This window comes from Agrobacterium sp. CNPSo 3708, from assembly GCF_028674915.1.
Lineage (GTDB): Bacteria > Pseudomonadota > Alphaproteobacteria > Rhizobiales > Rhizobiaceae > Agrobacterium > Agrobacterium cavarae.
Genome location: NZ_JAQZSF010000003.1, coordinates 351,610 through 366,788, shown reverse-complemented (window position 1 = coordinate 366,788; position 15,179 = coordinate 351,610). Strand labels below are relative to the sequence as shown.

Annotated in this window: 14 protein-coding genes; 9 read left to right on the top strand and 5 right to left on the bottom strand. The window is 59.9% G+C overall.

The features are described from left to right. Positions 1–130: 130 nt before the first annotated feature. The 7 genes from PVA19_RS09215 (at position 131) to PVA19_RS09185 (ending at position 7,570) form a co-directional block, all read left to right on the top strand. A complete protein-coding gene (locus tag PVA19_RS09215; protein WP_062426479.1) occupies positions 131–1,237 on the top strand; it encodes an ABC transporter substrate-binding protein in 1,107 nt (368 codons plus the stop codon). 96 nt (positions 1,238–1,333) lie between these two features. Beyond that, positions 1,334–2,224, top strand: coding sequence for an ABC transporter permease (locus PVA19_RS09210; protein WP_062426478.1), 891 nt, complete (start codon positions 1,334–1,336; stop codon positions 2,222–2,224). Beyond that, positions 2,221–3,003 carry an ABC transporter permease gene (locus PVA19_RS09205; RefSeq protein WP_062426477.1) on the top strand — a complete coding sequence of 261 codons (783 nt, stop codon included), beginning with the start codon at positions 2,221–2,223 and terminating at the stop codon, positions 3,001–3,003. The genes PVA19_RS09210 and PVA19_RS09205 overlap by 4 nt, the downstream gene beginning before the upstream one ends. 9 nt (positions 3,004–3,012) lie before the next feature. Then, positions 3,013–4,071 carry an ABC transporter ATP-binding protein gene (locus tag PVA19_RS09200; protein WP_062440456.1) on the top strand — a complete coding sequence of 353 codons (1,059 nt, stop codon included), beginning with the start codon at positions 3,013–3,015 and terminating at the stop codon, positions 4,069–4,071. A gap of 56 nt (positions 4,072–4,127) precedes the next feature. After that, positions 4,128–5,171: a zinc-dependent alcohol dehydrogenase family protein gene (locus tag PVA19_RS09195; protein ID WP_274102149.1), complete on the top strand. Its 1,044-nt coding sequence runs from the start codon at positions 4,128–4,130 to the stop codon at positions 5,169–5,171. Between the two features lie 5 nt (positions 5,172–5,176). Further along, entirely contained in the window at positions 5,177–6,037 is an 861-nt protein-coding gene (locus PVA19_RS09190; protein WP_274102148.1) for a hypothetical protein, read from the top strand. A gap of 198 nt (positions 6,038–6,235) precedes the next feature. Beyond that, positions 6,236–7,570, top strand: coding sequence for an MFS transporter (locus PVA19_RS09185; protein WP_274102147.1), 1,335 nt, complete (start codon positions 6,236–6,238; stop codon positions 7,568–7,570). A gap of 48 nt (positions 7,571–7,618) precedes the next feature. Here the strand turns inward: PVA19_RS09185 and PVA19_RS09180 are convergent, their stop codons facing one another. From PVA19_RS09180 to glmU, 5 genes are all read right to left on the bottom strand, one after another. Beyond that, positions 7,619–7,930: a hypothetical protein gene (locus PVA19_RS09180; protein ID WP_274102146.1), complete on the bottom strand. Its 312-nt coding sequence runs from the start codon at positions 7,928–7,930 to the stop codon at positions 7,619–7,621. A 73-nt stretch (positions 7,931–8,003) separates the two neighbouring features. Further along, the gene (locus tag PVA19_RS09175) at positions 8,004–8,672 is read right to left on the bottom strand and encodes a DUF502 domain-containing protein (RefSeq protein WP_062426471.1); all 669 of its coding nucleotides are present in this window, start codon (positions 8,670–8,672) and stop codon (positions 8,004–8,006) included. Positions 8,673–8,787: 115 nt separating this feature from the next. Continuing rightward, positions 8,788–9,291, bottom strand: a complete 504-nt coding sequence (locus tag PVA19_RS09170; RefSeq protein WP_274102145.1) for a GNAT family N-acetyltransferase — start codon at positions 9,289–9,291, stop codon at positions 8,788–8,790. Beyond that, positions 9,288–11,114 (bottom strand): glutamine--fructose-6-phosphate transaminase (isomerizing), encoded by a 1,827-nt coding sequence (gene glmS / locus PVA19_RS09165; RefSeq protein WP_274102144.1) that lies wholly within the window; start codon positions 11,112–11,114, stop codon positions 9,288–9,290. The genes PVA19_RS09170 and glmS overlap by 4 nt, the downstream gene beginning before the upstream one ends. Before the next feature lie 163 nt (positions 11,115–11,277). After that, positions 11,278–12,639 carry a bifunctional UDP-N-acetylglucosamine diphosphorylase/glucosamine-1-phosphate N-acetyltransferase GlmU gene (gene glmU, locus PVA19_RS09160; protein ID WP_274102142.1) on the bottom strand — a complete coding sequence of 454 codons (1,362 nt, stop codon included), beginning with the start codon at positions 12,637–12,639 and terminating at the stop codon, positions 11,278–11,280. Positions 12,640–12,843: 204 nt separating this feature from the next. Between glmU and PVA19_RS09155 the strand changes: the two genes are divergently transcribed. After that, positions 12,844–13,782, top strand: coding sequence for a DMT family transporter (locus PVA19_RS09155; RefSeq protein ID WP_274102141.1), 939 nt, complete (start codon positions 12,844–12,846; stop codon positions 13,780–13,782). An 88-nt stretch (positions 13,783–13,870) separates the two neighbouring features. Continuing rightward, the gene (locus PVA19_RS09150) at positions 13,871–14,998 is read left to right on the top strand and encodes an S-(hydroxymethyl)glutathione dehydrogenase/class III alcohol dehydrogenase (protein ID WP_274102140.1); all 1,128 of its coding nucleotides are present in this window, start codon (positions 13,871–13,873) and stop codon (positions 14,996–14,998) included. The last annotated feature ends 181 nt before the right edge of the window (positions 14,999–15,179 follow it).

Here is a 15,179-nt window from a genome sequence, read left to right as displayed (position 1 = left end):
GTAATGATGGCGAGGAGGCCCAAACGGGGCTAGCGTGACCGCGATGAGCACCCTTACAACCGTCACATCACATTCATGCAAGCCACGTACAGCGTCCGCCGACGCATGAGACACGAAGAGGAGAACTAAAGTGATCTCGCACAGCCGCCGACTGCTTTCGCTTACCACCGCAATCGTGCTTGCCACCACGGCAATCGCCACGGCAGCACCAAGCGAAGAACTCATCGCAGCTGCCAAGAAAGAAGGCATGCTGACGACCATCGCCCTGCCGCACGACTGGTGTGGATACGGCGACGTCATCGCGTCTTTCAAGGCTAAGTACCCGGAAATTCAGGTCAACGAGCTGAACCCAGACGCGGGCTCGGCCGACGAAATCGAAGCCATCAAGGCCAACAAGGACAACAAGGGCCCGCAGGCGCCTGACGTGATCGACGTTGGTCTGGCCTTCGGTCCGCAGGCAAAGAAGGAAGGCCTTCTGCAGCCTTACAAGGTCTCCACCTGGGACGAAATTCCAGACAACGTCAAGGATGCCGAAGGCTACTGGTACGGCGACTATTACGGCGTCATGTCCTTCTTCGTGAACAAGGACCTCGTCAGCAATTCGCCGAAGGACTGGTCTGATCTTCTGAAGCCGGAATATGCCGGCCAGGTTGCGCTTGCTGGCGACCCACGCGCCTCCAACCAGGCGATCCTCGGCGTTCTCGCCGCTGGCCTCTCCACGGGCGCCAAGGACGGCAAGGAAGCTGGCGAAGCCGGTCTGAAGTACTTCGCAGACCTCAACAAGGCTGGCAACTTCGTTCCCGTCATCGGCAAGGCCGGGACGCTTGCTCAGGGCGCAACCCCGATCGTGATTGCCTGGGACTACAACGCTCTCGGCTGGGCAAAGACCCTGAACGGCAACCCGCCAACCGAAGTCGTCGTTCCTGAAAAGGGCGTTCTGGCTGGCGTCTACGTGCAGGGCATCTCCGCCTATGCACCCCATCCGAATGCTGCGAAGCTGTGGATGGAGCACCTCTACTCCGACGACGGTCAGCTCGGCTGGCTCAAGGGCTTCTGCCATCCGATCCGCTTCAACGCGCTTGCCAAGGCCAACAAGATTCCGAAGGACCTTCTCGACGCCCTGCCGCCTCCGGCAGCCTATGAAAAGGCCACCTTCCCGACGCTGGACGATGTCGATGCCAACAAGGCAGCGGTTACCGGCGGCTGGGACAAGGTTGTCGGCGCGAACGTCAAGTAAGACGTAAAGACCAATGGCCGCCCCGGCATGAAAACTCCGGGGCGGCCTGCTGCATATAAAGAACGAGACCGCGATGATCGCGGCAGTGGGGACAGCATGTCATCAGCAGATACTGGCACAGCACTGCCGGTGAAACGGCGCTATCGGCCGAAGCTCGAATGGCTCGGCATTTTGCCTTTTGCCATTTTTGTCCTGCTTTTCTTGATCATGCCGACGATGAAGATCGTCATCGGCGCGTTTCAGAGCCCGGACGGCAGCTTCACCTTTGACAACATCATCGGGCTCTTCACGCCCTCCATTCTCGCGGCCTACTGGATATCGATCAAGATCAGCGTTGCCTCGGCGGCGCTTGGCTGTCTGATTGGTTTTGCCGTGGCCTCCGCCGTCGTGCTGGGCGGCTTGCCGCAGAAAATCCGCGCGCCGCTTTTGACCTTTTCCGGTGTCGCGTCGCAATTTGCAGGCGTGCCGCTCGCCTTCGCCTTCATTGCCACACTCGGCCCGGTCGGCCTCGTCACGCTGTTTCTCAAGACCCAGCTCGGCATCGACCTGCGCGTGATGGGCTTCAATATTCTGTCCTTCTGGGGCCTCACGATCACCTATCTGTTCTTCCAGATCCCGCTGATGATCCTCATCATTACGCCGGCGCTCGACGGCCTGAAGCGCGAATGGCGCGAGGCGGCCGAAATTCTCGGCGCCAGCGGCTGGCAATATTGGCGCATGGTGGCGTTTCCCATCCTGCTGCCGTCAATCCTCGGCACCTTCTCGCTTCTCTTCGCCAACGCCTTTGGCGCCGTCGCAACCGCGATTGCGCTCACCGGCTCCTCGCTCAACATCGTCCCGATCCTGCTCTTCGCCCAGATTCGCGGTGACGTTCTTGGCAACCCCAATCTCGGCTATGCGCTGGCCTTCGGCATGATCATCGTCACCTGTATCGCCAATACGCTTTACATCTGGATGCGCACGCGCAGTGAGAGGTGGCTCAAATGAAGCGGATTTTTGCCTGGGGCGCCCTCCTCTTCGGCATCCTCTATTTTGCCCTGCCGCTGATCGGCATGACGAACTTCTCGCTGAAGATGCGGCGCGGCGTCTACTCCTTCGACGCCTATGCCGTGGTCTTGAGCGACCCACGCTTTCAGGAGACCTTCACCTACTCGGTCATCATGGCGCTCGTCACCATCGTCTTCGGCGTGCTGCTGGTGGTACCAACCGCCTATTGGGTGCGGCTGAAACTGCCGACGCTGCGCCCCGTGATCGAATTCATCACGCTGTTGCCACTCGTCATCCCCGCCATCGTCATCGTCTTCGGCTATATCCGCCTTTACAACACCTCCAGCTGGCTGCCTCTGACGGGTACGACCTCCGGTACCAACCTGCTGTTGATGTTCGGTTACACGACGCTCGCGCTACCTTACATGTACCGCGCCGTCGACACGGGCCTGCGCACCATCGATATCGGCACGCTCACCGAAGCAGCGCAGAGCCTTGGCGCTGGCTGGACCACCATTCTTGCCCGGATCATTTTGCCGAACGTGCTGGTGGCTGTTCTTTCTGGCGCCTTCCTGACCTTTGCGATCGTCATCGGTGAGTTCACCATGGCAGCGCTTTTGAACCGACCGGCCTTCGGCCCCTATATGCAGCTTCTCGGCGCAAATAGAGCCTACGAGCCCGCTGCCCTTGCCGTTATCTCCTTCGGCATCACCTGGGGTTGCCTCGGTCTCATCCAACTCGTCTCCCGCTACCAGAAGGGCGCGCCTCCCAAGGCCTGAGGATTTTACATGAGCTTTTTGACACTCACGCACATTAAGAAGTCCTTTGGTCCGGTGCAGGTCGTGCATGACTTCAACATGGCCATCGAGAAGGGTGAATTCGTTTCCTTCCTCGGCCCATCCGGTTGCGGCAAGACGACGGTCCTGCGCATGATCGCAGGCTTCGAGACGCCAAGCGATGGCGCCATCGTCATTAATGGTAAGGACCAGACGACACTTCGACCCAATCAGCGCAATATCGGCATGGTGTTCCAGGCCTATGCGCTGTTTCCCAACATGAATGTCCGCGAAAACGTTGCCTTCGGCCTCAAGGTCGCGGGCAAGCCAAGGTCGGAAATCGATGCGCGCGTCAAGGAAATGCTGGCGCTCATCCATCTTGAACATCTGGCAGACCGTTATCCCTTCCAGATGTCCGGCGGCCAGCAGCAGCGCGTTGCGCTGGCCCGCGCACTGGCGCCAAAGCCGGAAGTCCTGCTTCTCGACGAACCGCTTTCCGCACTCGACGCCAAGATCCGCGTGTCGCTTCGCGAAGAAATCCGTCAGATCCAGCGCAAACTTGGCATCACCACCATCTTCGTCACCCATGACCAGGAAGAAGCCCTGTCAATTTCCGACCGCATCGTGGTGATGAATGCCGGCCGCGCCGACCAGATCGGCTCGCCCTTCGAGATCTACAACAACCCTGCCACTCGCTTCGTCGCCTCCTTTGTCGGCACGCTGAACCTGATCGATGCCACTGTTGTCGATGCAACGACGAGCACGATTCTGATCGGCGATCAGAAAGTATCGCTGCAAAAACCGCTTGCAAAAGCCAATGGTGAGAAGGTCACCGTTGCGCTTCGTCCGGAAGCGGGATCACTTGCAGAAAGCGCCAAGGGCGATGTCGCCATTTCCGGCGTCGTTACCTCAAGCCACTTCCTCGGCTCGGTCATTCGCACCCGTCTCGATGTCGGCGGCAGCGTGCTTTCCTTCGACATGTTCAACGATCCCGGCACGGCGCCACCTGCCATTGGCGAGAGGATCACGCTGCACTTTGCATCAGAAGATTTGATGATTGTAGCAGAGTAGCGCACTGTTTCGGGGCCGAAAAACCGGGTAACTCCGGGCCAGATCAGGAGGCACCTATGCGCGCATTATTCTACGAACGGTTTGGCGAAGCTCCGAAAATTGCGAGCCTGCCGGACCCTGAACCCACGCCGGGCGGCGTGGTAATTTCAGTCAAGGCCACCGGTCTGTGCCGCAGCGACTGGCACGGCTGGATGGGTCATGACAGCGACATCCACCTGCCCCATGTGCCGGGTCACGAATTCGCAGGCGTGATTTCCGCCGTCGGCAAGAATGTCATGCGCTTCAAGGTCGGTGACCGCGTCACCGTTCCCTTCGTCTCCGGCTGCGGCCACTGCCAGGAGTGCCGCTCGGGCAACCAGCAGGTTTGCGAAACGCAGTTCCAGCCGGGCTTTACCCACTGGGGCTCCTTCGCCGAATATGTCGCGATCGATTACGCCGATCAGAATCTCGTCCATATGCCGGATGAGATGAGCTTCGATACCGCGGCAAGCCTCGGCTGCCGTTTTGCCACCTCCTTCCGCGCCGTTGTCGATCAAGGTCGCCTTAAGGGTGGCGAGTGGCTCGCGGTTCACGGCTGCGGCGGTGTGGGCCTTTCCGCCATCATGATCGGCGCCGGTCTCGGCGCGCAGATCGTCGCGATCGATATTGCCGATGACAAGCTGGCGCTGGCCAAGGAACTCGGCGCCACCGTCACCATCAACAGCCGCAATGTTGCCGATGTGACCGAAGCGGTGCGCGATGCGACCGGCGGCGGCGCGCATGTCTCCGTCGATGCGCTCGGACACCCGCAAACCTGCTGCAACTCCATCAGCAATCTCCGCCGCCGCGGTCGCCACATTCAAGTGGGCCTGATGCTGGCCGATCATTCCATGCCGCAGATCCCGATGGCACGCGTCATTGCCCATGAGTTGGAAATCTATGGCAGTCACGGCATGCAGGCCTGGCGCTATGACGATATGCTGGCAATGATCCGCACCGGCAAGCTTTCGCCGCAAAAGCTTATCGGCAAACATATTTCGCTGACCGATGCCGTCACTGCGCTACCCGCCATGGACAGCTTCAAGGACAGCGGCATCAGCATCATCAACCGCTTCGAGTGAGACCCATGCAGATTGACGTCATCGACAGCATCAGCGATCCCGGCAAGCCAGAGCGCGCCAACGAAGATCGTCTGGCGTGGAATGCCTCCAGCGCATTCGTCGTCGATGGCGCAACCGGCCTCGGCGACCAGCAGTTCATGACGGGTTTCGGCTCCGACGCCGCATGGATTGCCGAATTCGCTGCCAAGCGCCTGATGAGCGAGGTTACGCCTGAGGCTGATTTCGCAGAGATCGTCCGCCGCATCTCGCACGATGCAAGGATCAGCTTCGAGGCCTTGGCCGGCGATCAGCCGCGCTATGCCTGGCCGGTCGCGGCACTCGCAGGCTTGCGCCTCATCCCAAACGGACTGCAATTTGCAGGCCTCGGCGATAGCGTCGTCTACATTCTTCACGATGACGGTCGCGAGGAAGGTCTGATGGCGCTCCCCGACGCCTTCGAGCGCGAGCAGGCCGCCGCCCGCGCCCATGTCGCGCGTCTGGGGGGCATCGGTGCTGCGGGCATGGCAACCAGCGATCCAAAGACGCTCGCCGATCTTCGGCGAAACCGCGAACGACAGAACACGGCAGACGGCACCGTCTGGTCCTTGAGCCTCGTTCCTGAAACGGCTGACCACATCGCCACCGCGACGATCGACATCGCCGGCGGCGCTACGGCCATTATCTGCTCCGATGGGCTGGCCGACCTTGTCAGCCTTTACGGGCAGTACACGCCGGGCTCCCTCATCCGCCGCGCCGTCACCGCGGGTTTGCCGAGCTTGATCAAGGAGCTTCGCCAATTGGAGCGGGAGATCGATCCAGAAGGCCTGAAATACCCGCGCCTTAAACAATCGGACGATACGACTGCCATCCTGTGCAGGATCAACTAAAGCATGGTCCGCGCAAAAGTGTGCAGCGGTTTTGCGATAACGACATGCGGTAAAGGGACCAACTCAAGCGCAAGGAGCGAATCTTGAAGATTGCGACACGCGTTAAAAGAGCCTGTGACATCTGCCGACAAAAGACTTGAATTAGCGGCGGCTATACCGCATGGCACAGGGAACGATCCCTGAAAGAAGAAACCGCTCATGTCTCCCACCACGACCCCGGTTCCCGCCCGCGCGCTGAATGCGCAGGATTACAGAACGCTTGGCCTCTCCGCGCTTGGCGGCGCACTGGAATTCTACGACTTCATCATCTTCGTCTTCTTCGCGACCGTGATCGGCCACCTCTTCTTCCCGCCGGATATGCCCGACTGGCTGGTGATGATCCAGACCTTCGGCATCTTCGCTGCCGGCTATCTCGTGCGTCCCATCGGCGGCATCATTCTTGCGCATTATGGCGACCGTTATGGCCGCAAGCGCGTCTTCGCCTTCTCGATCCTGCTGATGGCGCTCTCCACGCTCGGCATGGCGCTGATGCCGACCTACGCGACGATCGGCGTTGCAGCCCCTATCCTGCTCATCGTGCTTCGCATGCTTCAGGGTGCGGCCATCGGCGGCGAGGTTCCCGGTGCCTGGACCTTCGTGTCTGAGCACGTTCCCTTCCGCTACGTCGGCCTTGCCTGTGGTCTGCTGACCTCCGGCCTGTCTTTTGGCATCATGCTCGGCTCGCTCATCGCCTTTGCCATCAACACCATCTTCACGCCGGAAGACGTGTCTGGCTATGCCTGGCGCATCCCCTTCCTCATCGGCGGTATCTTCGGCCTGATCGCCGTCTATCTGCGCCGCTGGCTGGAAGAAACGCCGATCTTCACGCAGATGAAGAACTCCAGATCGCTCTCAGACAAGCTGCCGCTCAGCCTCGTCCTGAAGAACCATATGCGCGGTGTCGTGGTCTCGGCGCTGCTCACCTGGGTGCTGTCCGCGGCCATCGTCGTCACGACGCTGATGACGGCAACCTTCCTGCAGAAGCTTTACGGCTACACGCCGACGCAAGCCCTGGCAGGCACGAGCTTCGGCACGTTGTTCCTGATCTTCGGCGTGATCATCGCCGGCGCGCTGATCGACCGCATCGGCAGCGGCATCTTCTTCATGGGTGCCAGCATCTTCTTCGGCGTCGCCACCTTCACCTTTTACAGCTATGCCGGAACGTCGCTCACCACGATGTTTGCGCTTTATGCGGTGATGGGTCTCTCCGTCGGTATGGCGGGTGCGGTGCCCTATGTAATGGTCCGCGCCTTCCCGGCGTCGGTCCGCTTCTCAGGCCTCTCCTTCGCCTACAACGTCTCCTACGCCGTCTTCGGCGGCTTGACGCCAATTGCGGTCAGCTCAGCGCTTGCGATCAACCCCATGGCGCATGCCTGGTACCTGGTCTTCATCGCGGTGCTTGCCTTCTTCATCGGGCTTTATCTTCACCTTCGCGGCAGCGCCGTGGAGAGCCATGTGGGCGTGGAAGAACTGGCGACGCTTGAGGGGCGGTAACAACGCGACAGAACGGGAAGCGGCGCGCATGGCGCCCCTCCCCACCAATCATGCGGCAGCCGGGATCTTCAAAGCCGAGCCGAGCTTGTAGCCGATGAACGCTGCCACCAGAATGATCCCGATCGTCCAGAACAGGGGCTCGCCGGGCAGCACGACGCCATAGAAATCGACGTGGCTGTCCATCCTCTTTCCTTGCGAAATCATGGCATCGACCTGCGCAGGTGTCGGGGCACCGGCGATAGGCCGTCCGTCGAGCGTCGTCACGATATTGTATCCCGGCAACCCGGTCAGCAGGAGACCGAAGAAGGCGAAGATGATCGTCGAGAAGACCGGAATGACCCCGTTTCGAATAAAGCGCATATGTTTCCCCCAAATGTTCGAGGCAACATTGAGGGAAATTCGTGATTCGATCCAGCCACGGATGCAGGCAGTTTCAGACGGGCGCAAGCGCCTTGGGCGGCTCGAAATCGGGGGCGACCAGACCGCCGGAAATCAAAAGCTTCGCGGCATCCTCCGGCGACATGTCGAGCATGATGATCTTGTCCTTCGGCACAAACAGCAGAAAGCCCGCCGTCGGAACAGGCGTTGGCGGCAGGAACACCGCCACCATTTCCTGGCCTAACTCATTGAAACGGAAGGCAAGCTCGCCCTTGGCCTCGGATGCGACGAAGACCATGGCCCAGGTGCCGGGCGACGGAAACTCGATCATGCCGACGCGCTTGAAGGAATTGGAATGCTCCTTCAGCACCGATTCAAACAGCTGCTTGATGCTTTTGTAGATCGGCCGCACCAGCGGCATGCGGTTTAGGATGGATTCGCCGACACCGACGATCCATTTGCCGATCAGATTGTTACCGAGAAAGCCGATGACCGTGATGCCGATGACGGCAATCAGCAGGCCGAAACCGGGGATGGCGACATTGAAATATTCTTCCGGGTCGTAACGCGTCGGAATATACGGCTTCACCCAGCTATCGGCCCATTGCAGGAAGGTCCAGACCAGCCACATCGTGATCGTGACGGGCGCCAGAATGAGAACGCCGGTCAGAAAGCTGTTACGCAGGCGTGTCGCGAAGGAAATTCTGATTGGGTGATCCGTCATCAACTCACTGAATGTTGGAGCATCTCCAGCCGAAGCGTGATCGCTTTGGCGTCGGACAATGCGGTAAAACAGAGACCGAGAGCATTGAAGGTGGTCCCGTTATCACCGGAATGCTCTAGGCGATGTCACCGAAGAATGCCTGATGATAACGGACAATGCCGGACGGCGTTCCGCCCTGCAAGGGCAGGATCATGAAATATTCGTCATCAATGCCCTCGGCCTTCAGTCGCTCATCGTGGTGAAAAACGAAGCGACGGTAATAGGCAGGATCGCCCATGACGACGCACCCGCCGGCATTCAGCTGGCGCAACGCGTCGAGACCGCGATGAACGAGCGCAGAACCGACACCCCGCCCCTGCCATTCCGGCAACACGGAAAGCGGACCAAGGCCAAACCAGATGTCACTGCTTTCAGGAAGTCCGACATGCGAAAAGCCGATATGGCCAATGATTGCCCCGCCCTCCTCCGCCACAAGCGAAACAGCGAGCGCACCGGCCCGCCGTAAGCGTTCGATGACGAGGTGCTCGTTATGGTCACTATAGGGAACATCCCGGAACGCCGCCTGCGTCACGACGCCGATTGCGTCGAGATCGCCGACCTGTTCCGGACGGACAATCATTCCACCGTAACCGACTTTGCCAGATTGCGCGGCTGGTCCACATCCGTGCCCATGAAGACGGCCGTGTGGTAGGCCAGCAGCTGGATCGGCAGCGAGAAGACCATCGGCGCAATGAGTTCATCGACGGTCGGCAGCACGATGGTCGCCATGGTTTCCAGCGACGAGGCCGCGGCCCCCTTCGCATCGGTGATGAAGATGATGCGCCCACCGCGGGCTGCCACCTCCTGCATGTTCGATACGGTCTTCTCGAAGAAGCGGTCATGCGGTGCAATGACGATGACCGGCATGTTCTCGTCGATCAGCGCAATCGGCCCATGCTTCAACTCGCCTGCGGCATAGCCTTCCGCGTGGATATAGGAAATTTCCTTGAGCTTTAGCGCGCCTTCCAGCGCCAGCGGGAAGGATGTGCCGCGGCCGAGATAAAGCACGTCCTTGAAGCGCGAGAGATCGCGCGACAGGGTTTCGATCTGCGGCTGGATGGCGTTCAGCACTTCGCTCATCACCCGCGGCATCTCGATCAGATGACGGACAAGCTCGGTTTCCTGCTCTGCCGTCAGCGTGCCACGCGCCTTACCGGCTGCGATCGCCAGCGAAGCCAGAACGGCAAGCTGGCAGGTGAAGGCCTTGGTGGAGGCAACGCCAATTTCAGGGCCAGCCAGGATCGGGAAGATCGCATCGGATTCACGCGCAATGGTCGATTCGCGCACATTGACGACCGCGCCGATTTTCAGATCGTTCTCCTTGCAGTAGCGCAGAGAGGCGAGCGTATCCGCCGTCTCACCCGATTGGGAGATGAAGAGCGCGGCCTGCGTCGGCAACAACGGCATTTCGCGGTAGCGAAACTCGGACGCAACATCGATCTCCACTGGCAGGCGCGCATAACGCTCGAACCAGTATTTGCCGATCAGACCGGACAGATAGGCCGTGCCGCAGGCGGAAATCGCCAGGCCGGTGAGCTTGCAAAAGTCGATCGCCGGGTCGACATCCTTCACCCGCTTGTCGGCAAAATCCACATAATGGCTAAGCGCATGGGAAATGACTTCCGGCTGTTCGTAGATCTCTTTTTCCATGAAGTGGCGGTGATTGCCCTTGTCCACCACATAGGCCGTCGCCTGGGAAATCTGCCGCTGGCGCTGCACTGGCTTGCCGGCGAAATCGATAATCTCGGCACCGGCTGCGGTGATGATGGCGCAATCGCCATCCACCAGATAGGTGATCTCGTTGGTGAAAGGAGAAAGCGCGATCGCATCCGACCCAAGGAACATCTCACCGCGTCCATGGCCGACGGCAAGCGGCGGACCGGAGCGGGCGGACAGCAGCGTGCCGGGCTCATCCTGGAACATCACCACCAACGCAAAGGCGCCGGTCACGCGGTTCAGCATCGTCAGCATCGCATCGCGGTGCGACAGTCCCTCACGAGTGAATTTGGCAAGCAGCTGCGCCACCACTTCCGTATCGGTCTGGGTGGTGAAGGTCGCGCCCTCGGCCTTCAACTCCTCACGCAGCTCGGAGAAATTCTCGATGATGCCGTTGTGAACGACGGCGACGCCATCGACGAAATGCGGATGAGCATTGGTTTCGTTCGGAACCCCATGCGTTGCCCAACGGGTGTGCGCAATGCCGGTGATGCCGGGAAGCGGCTCTTCGAAGAGCTTCTTCTCCAGATTGAAGAGCTTGCCCTCGGCGCGGCGGCGGTCCATTGCGCCATCATGGATCGTCGCAACGCCTGCGGAGTCATAGCCCCGATATTCCAGCCGCTTCAGCGCATCCACGAGGCGCTCCGCAACCGGTTGCGTTCCAACAATTCCGACGATGCCGCACATACAGGTCTCCAAGATTTTTTGGTGAGCATCCGATGATCCGAAAACCGAGTCAGGTCTTCTGACGGATGCTTTTTCAATGGGCGGAAGTCGTAGCGATTTCCGCAAAAACCGCAATCGCAACCGCGGTCACTTTCAATGTCTATTCGTTACCTTTGTCAGAAGGTTACGCCGGTTTCTTCTTGGCATCCTTGATCGCCTGGGCGCGGGCGCGAAGCACACTGGCACGGCCTTCCTTGACCTCCTGGCGTGCCCGACCGAAGGCCAGCGCATCGCCCGGAACATCATCGGTAATCACACTCCCGGAGGCGATGTAAGCATCATCACCAATGGTCACGGGTGCCACGAGCGCTGAGTTGGAACCGATAAAGGCGTTTCTGCCGATCCGCGTCTCATGCTTGTTGATGCCGTCATAATTGCAGGTGATCGTACCCGCACCGATATTGCTGCCCGCGCCGACGAACGCATCGCCGATATAGGTCAGGTGATTGACCTTGGCACCCTCGCCGATCTCGGCCTTCTTGATTTCACAGAAATTGCCGACCTTGGATTTCGCCGCCAGATTGGCGCCCGGACGAAGCCGCGCATAGGGACCAACGGTCGCCCCGGCGCTGACATGCGCGCCTTCCAGATGCGAGAAGGCGTGGATGATCGCACCCGATTCGATGGTGACGCCGGGACCTATGACGACATTCGGCTCGATCAGAGCGTCCTGACCGATCTTGGTATCCCAGGACAGGAAGACGGTTTCCGGCGCGATCATCGAAACGCCGTCGATCATCAACTGATGACGCGCCCGCTCCTGCCAGAGCCTTTCTATGATGGCAAGTTCGGCGCGGTTGTTACAGCCGGTCATTTCCGTCTCGGGGGCATCGACAGCCACAGCCCTGCCGCCCTGAGCGCGGGCGATCTCGACGATGTCGGTCAGATAATACTCGCCCTTGACATTGTTGTTGCCGATGCGGTCGAGCAGATCCAGCGCCCGGCGACCATTGATCGCCATCAAGCCGCTATTGCACCATGTGACCTTGCGCTCGTCGTCGCTCGCATCCTTCTCCTCGCGTATGGCGACCAGCTCACCATCCTGCACCAGAAGACGCCCGTAACCCGTTGGTTTGTCTGTATGAAACCCGATGACGACGACATCGACATTGTCGGTCAGCGCCTGGCGCGCCCGGTTGAGCGTCTCGGCGGTCAGCAACGGTACGTCGCCATAGGCAATCAGAATATCGTCGAAGCCCTTCTCGATGGCTTCGCGCGCCGCAAGCACGGCGTTGCCCGTGCCAAGACGTTCCTTCTGCAGATAAGGCTCGACAGAAACACCCGCCACCCGCGCGGCATCCGCCACCTTGTCCGCATCACGACCTACGACGAGAGCAGCAGCGGAAACGCCAGCACCGGAAACCGCCTGCATCACATGCGCAATCATTGGACGGCTAGCAACCGGATGCAAAACCTTCGACATGGAGGATTTCATGCGTGTGCTTTCACCGGCGGCGAGAATGACGGCAAGACAGGTGCGTTCCACTGATATCTCCATTCCAAGCATCGGATGTCTTTTGCCCGCTATAACCGCTCGACGATAAAGACACCATGGAAATTGCGTGACGGCTTGAAAAGCGACGTGATGGCTGGCGTGGTTAGGCAAGTGAAAGGCGAGAACGCGCTTTCCACCGCCAAAGAATCCTCTAATCTGCCGCGACCACCTCATCCCGAAATGCGGAAATCTCCTATGTCCTCTTCGCACAGCATCAGCCAGCCGGTCCGCGGCATGCTCATCATGGCGGCCTGCATGATCGTGCTGCCGGTGATGGATGCGATTGCGAAATATATGGCCCATGCCGGCATGTCCCCTGGCCAGGTCACCTTCTATCGCTTCTTCTTTCAGCTGGTCTGCACCCTGCCGCTGCTGCTCTTCATGTCGCCGAAGTCGCTGATCCATGCCAAGCGCCCCTGGCTCAACCTGCTGCGTGGCGTCCTGCATGCGGCCGCGAGCCTGACATTTTTTGCCGCCGTCAAATACATGCCGCTGGCCGATGTCTTCGCCATCTACTTCGTCGAGCCCTTCCTGCTCACCATCATGTCGGCGCTGTTTCTGAGCGAGCGGGTCGGCTGGATGCGCTGGAGCGCCATTGCCGTGGGTTTTATCGGCGCGATGATCGTCATCCAGCCCAGCTTCGAGCTTTTTGGCCTCACCTCGCTTCTGCCGGTCGCCTGCGCTTTCCTCTTCACTCTCTATCTCTTCCTCAACCGCGCGATCGGCGATGGCGACAGCCCGTTGGTGATGCAGACGATGGCCGGCATTGCCGGAACGATCTTCATGGGCGGCGCCCTGTTGATCGGCACCGGTTTCGGAGACGCCAATTTCGAGATGTCCCTGCCCGGCTGGGATCATGGGCTCGTTCTGCTGATCCTGCTCGGCTCGATTTCCGGCTACATGCATCTTCTCGTGGTCAAGGCCTTTCGGCTTGCGCCGGTGTCGCTGCTTGCCCCCTTTCAGTATTTTGAGATCATCTCCGCCACTATTCTGGGATACCTGCTGTTTTCCGATTTCCCGACGCCGTCCAAATGGCTCGGCATCGTCATCATTGTGGCATCCGGCCTCTTCATCATCTGGCGCGAAAGGCTGAGCGCCCGCCGCCTCAAGATGACAGAGGTCGCGGAAGTTTGAGGAATTGCCGCAACTGCACTTGTTCATAAGGCCCGCGTCGGGCAAAAAGTGCTTCCACGAATGACAAAGATACGAAGGAGACGAGACGATGGACGTTCGCGCCGCAGTCGCCGTTCAGGCAGGCAAGCCATTGGAAGTTATGACCGTTCAGCTGGAAGGCCCGCGCGCCGGTGAAGTGCTGATCGAGGTCAAGGCGACCGGCATCTGCCACACGGACGATTTCACCCTCTCCGGTGCCGATCCGGAAGGTCTCTTTCCCGCGATCCTCGGCCATGAAGGTGCCGGTATCGTCGTCGACGTCGGCCCAGGCGTCACCTCGGTCAAGAAGGGCGACCACGTCATCCCGCTCTACACGCCGGAATGCCGCGAATGCTATTCCTGCACCTCGCGCAAGACCAACCTCTGCACCGCGATCCGCTCCACCCAGGGCCAGGGCGTGATGCCGGACGGCACCAGCCGCTTCTCCATCGGCAAGGACAAGATCCATCACTATATGGGCTGCTCCACCTTCGCCAATTACACGGTTTTGCCGGAAATTGCCGTTGCCAAGATCAACCCGGACGCGCCCTTCGACAAGGTCTGCTACATCGGCTGCGGCGTGACGACCGGCATCGGCGCGGTCATCAATACGGCCAAGGTCGAGATCGGCTCGACGGCGATCGTCTTCGGTCTCGGCGGCATCGGCCTCAACGTGCTTCAGGGCCTACGTCTTGCCGGCGCGGACATGATCATCGGCGTCGATATCAACAATGACCGCAAGGCCTGGGGCGAAAAATTCGGCATGACGCACTTCGTCAATCCGAAGGATGTTGGTGATGATATCGTGCCCCACCTCGTCAACATGACGAAGCGCAATGGCGACCTGATCGGCGGCGCCGATTACACCTTCGACTGCACCGGCAACACCAAGGTCATGCGCCAGGCGCTCGAAGCCTCGCATCGCGGCTGGGGCAAATCGGTCATCATCGGCGTCGCAGGCGCCGGCCAGGAAATCTCCACCCGCCCCTTCCAGCTGGTCACCGGCCGCAACTGGATGGGCACGGCCTTCGGCGGCGCTCGCGGCCGCACCGACGTTCCGAAGATCGTCGACTGGTACATGGAAGGCAAGATCCAGATTGACCCGATGATTACCCACACCATGCCGCTTGAAGACATCAACAAGGGTTTCGACCTGATGCACAAGGGCGAAAGCATCCGCGGCGTCGTCGTCTATTGATGTGAAGAATGGCTGGCGCGGGGCCGGTTAAGGGTTTCCGCGCTGGAAGGTTTTGGAGGGGCTGCGAGGCCCCTCTTTCTTTTCGACGGCAGAGATGGCGGAAGGTACCCCCTCTGTCCTACCGGACATCTCCCCCTCAAGGGGGGAGATCGCAAAGAAGACAGCTCCTCAATCCATTCGC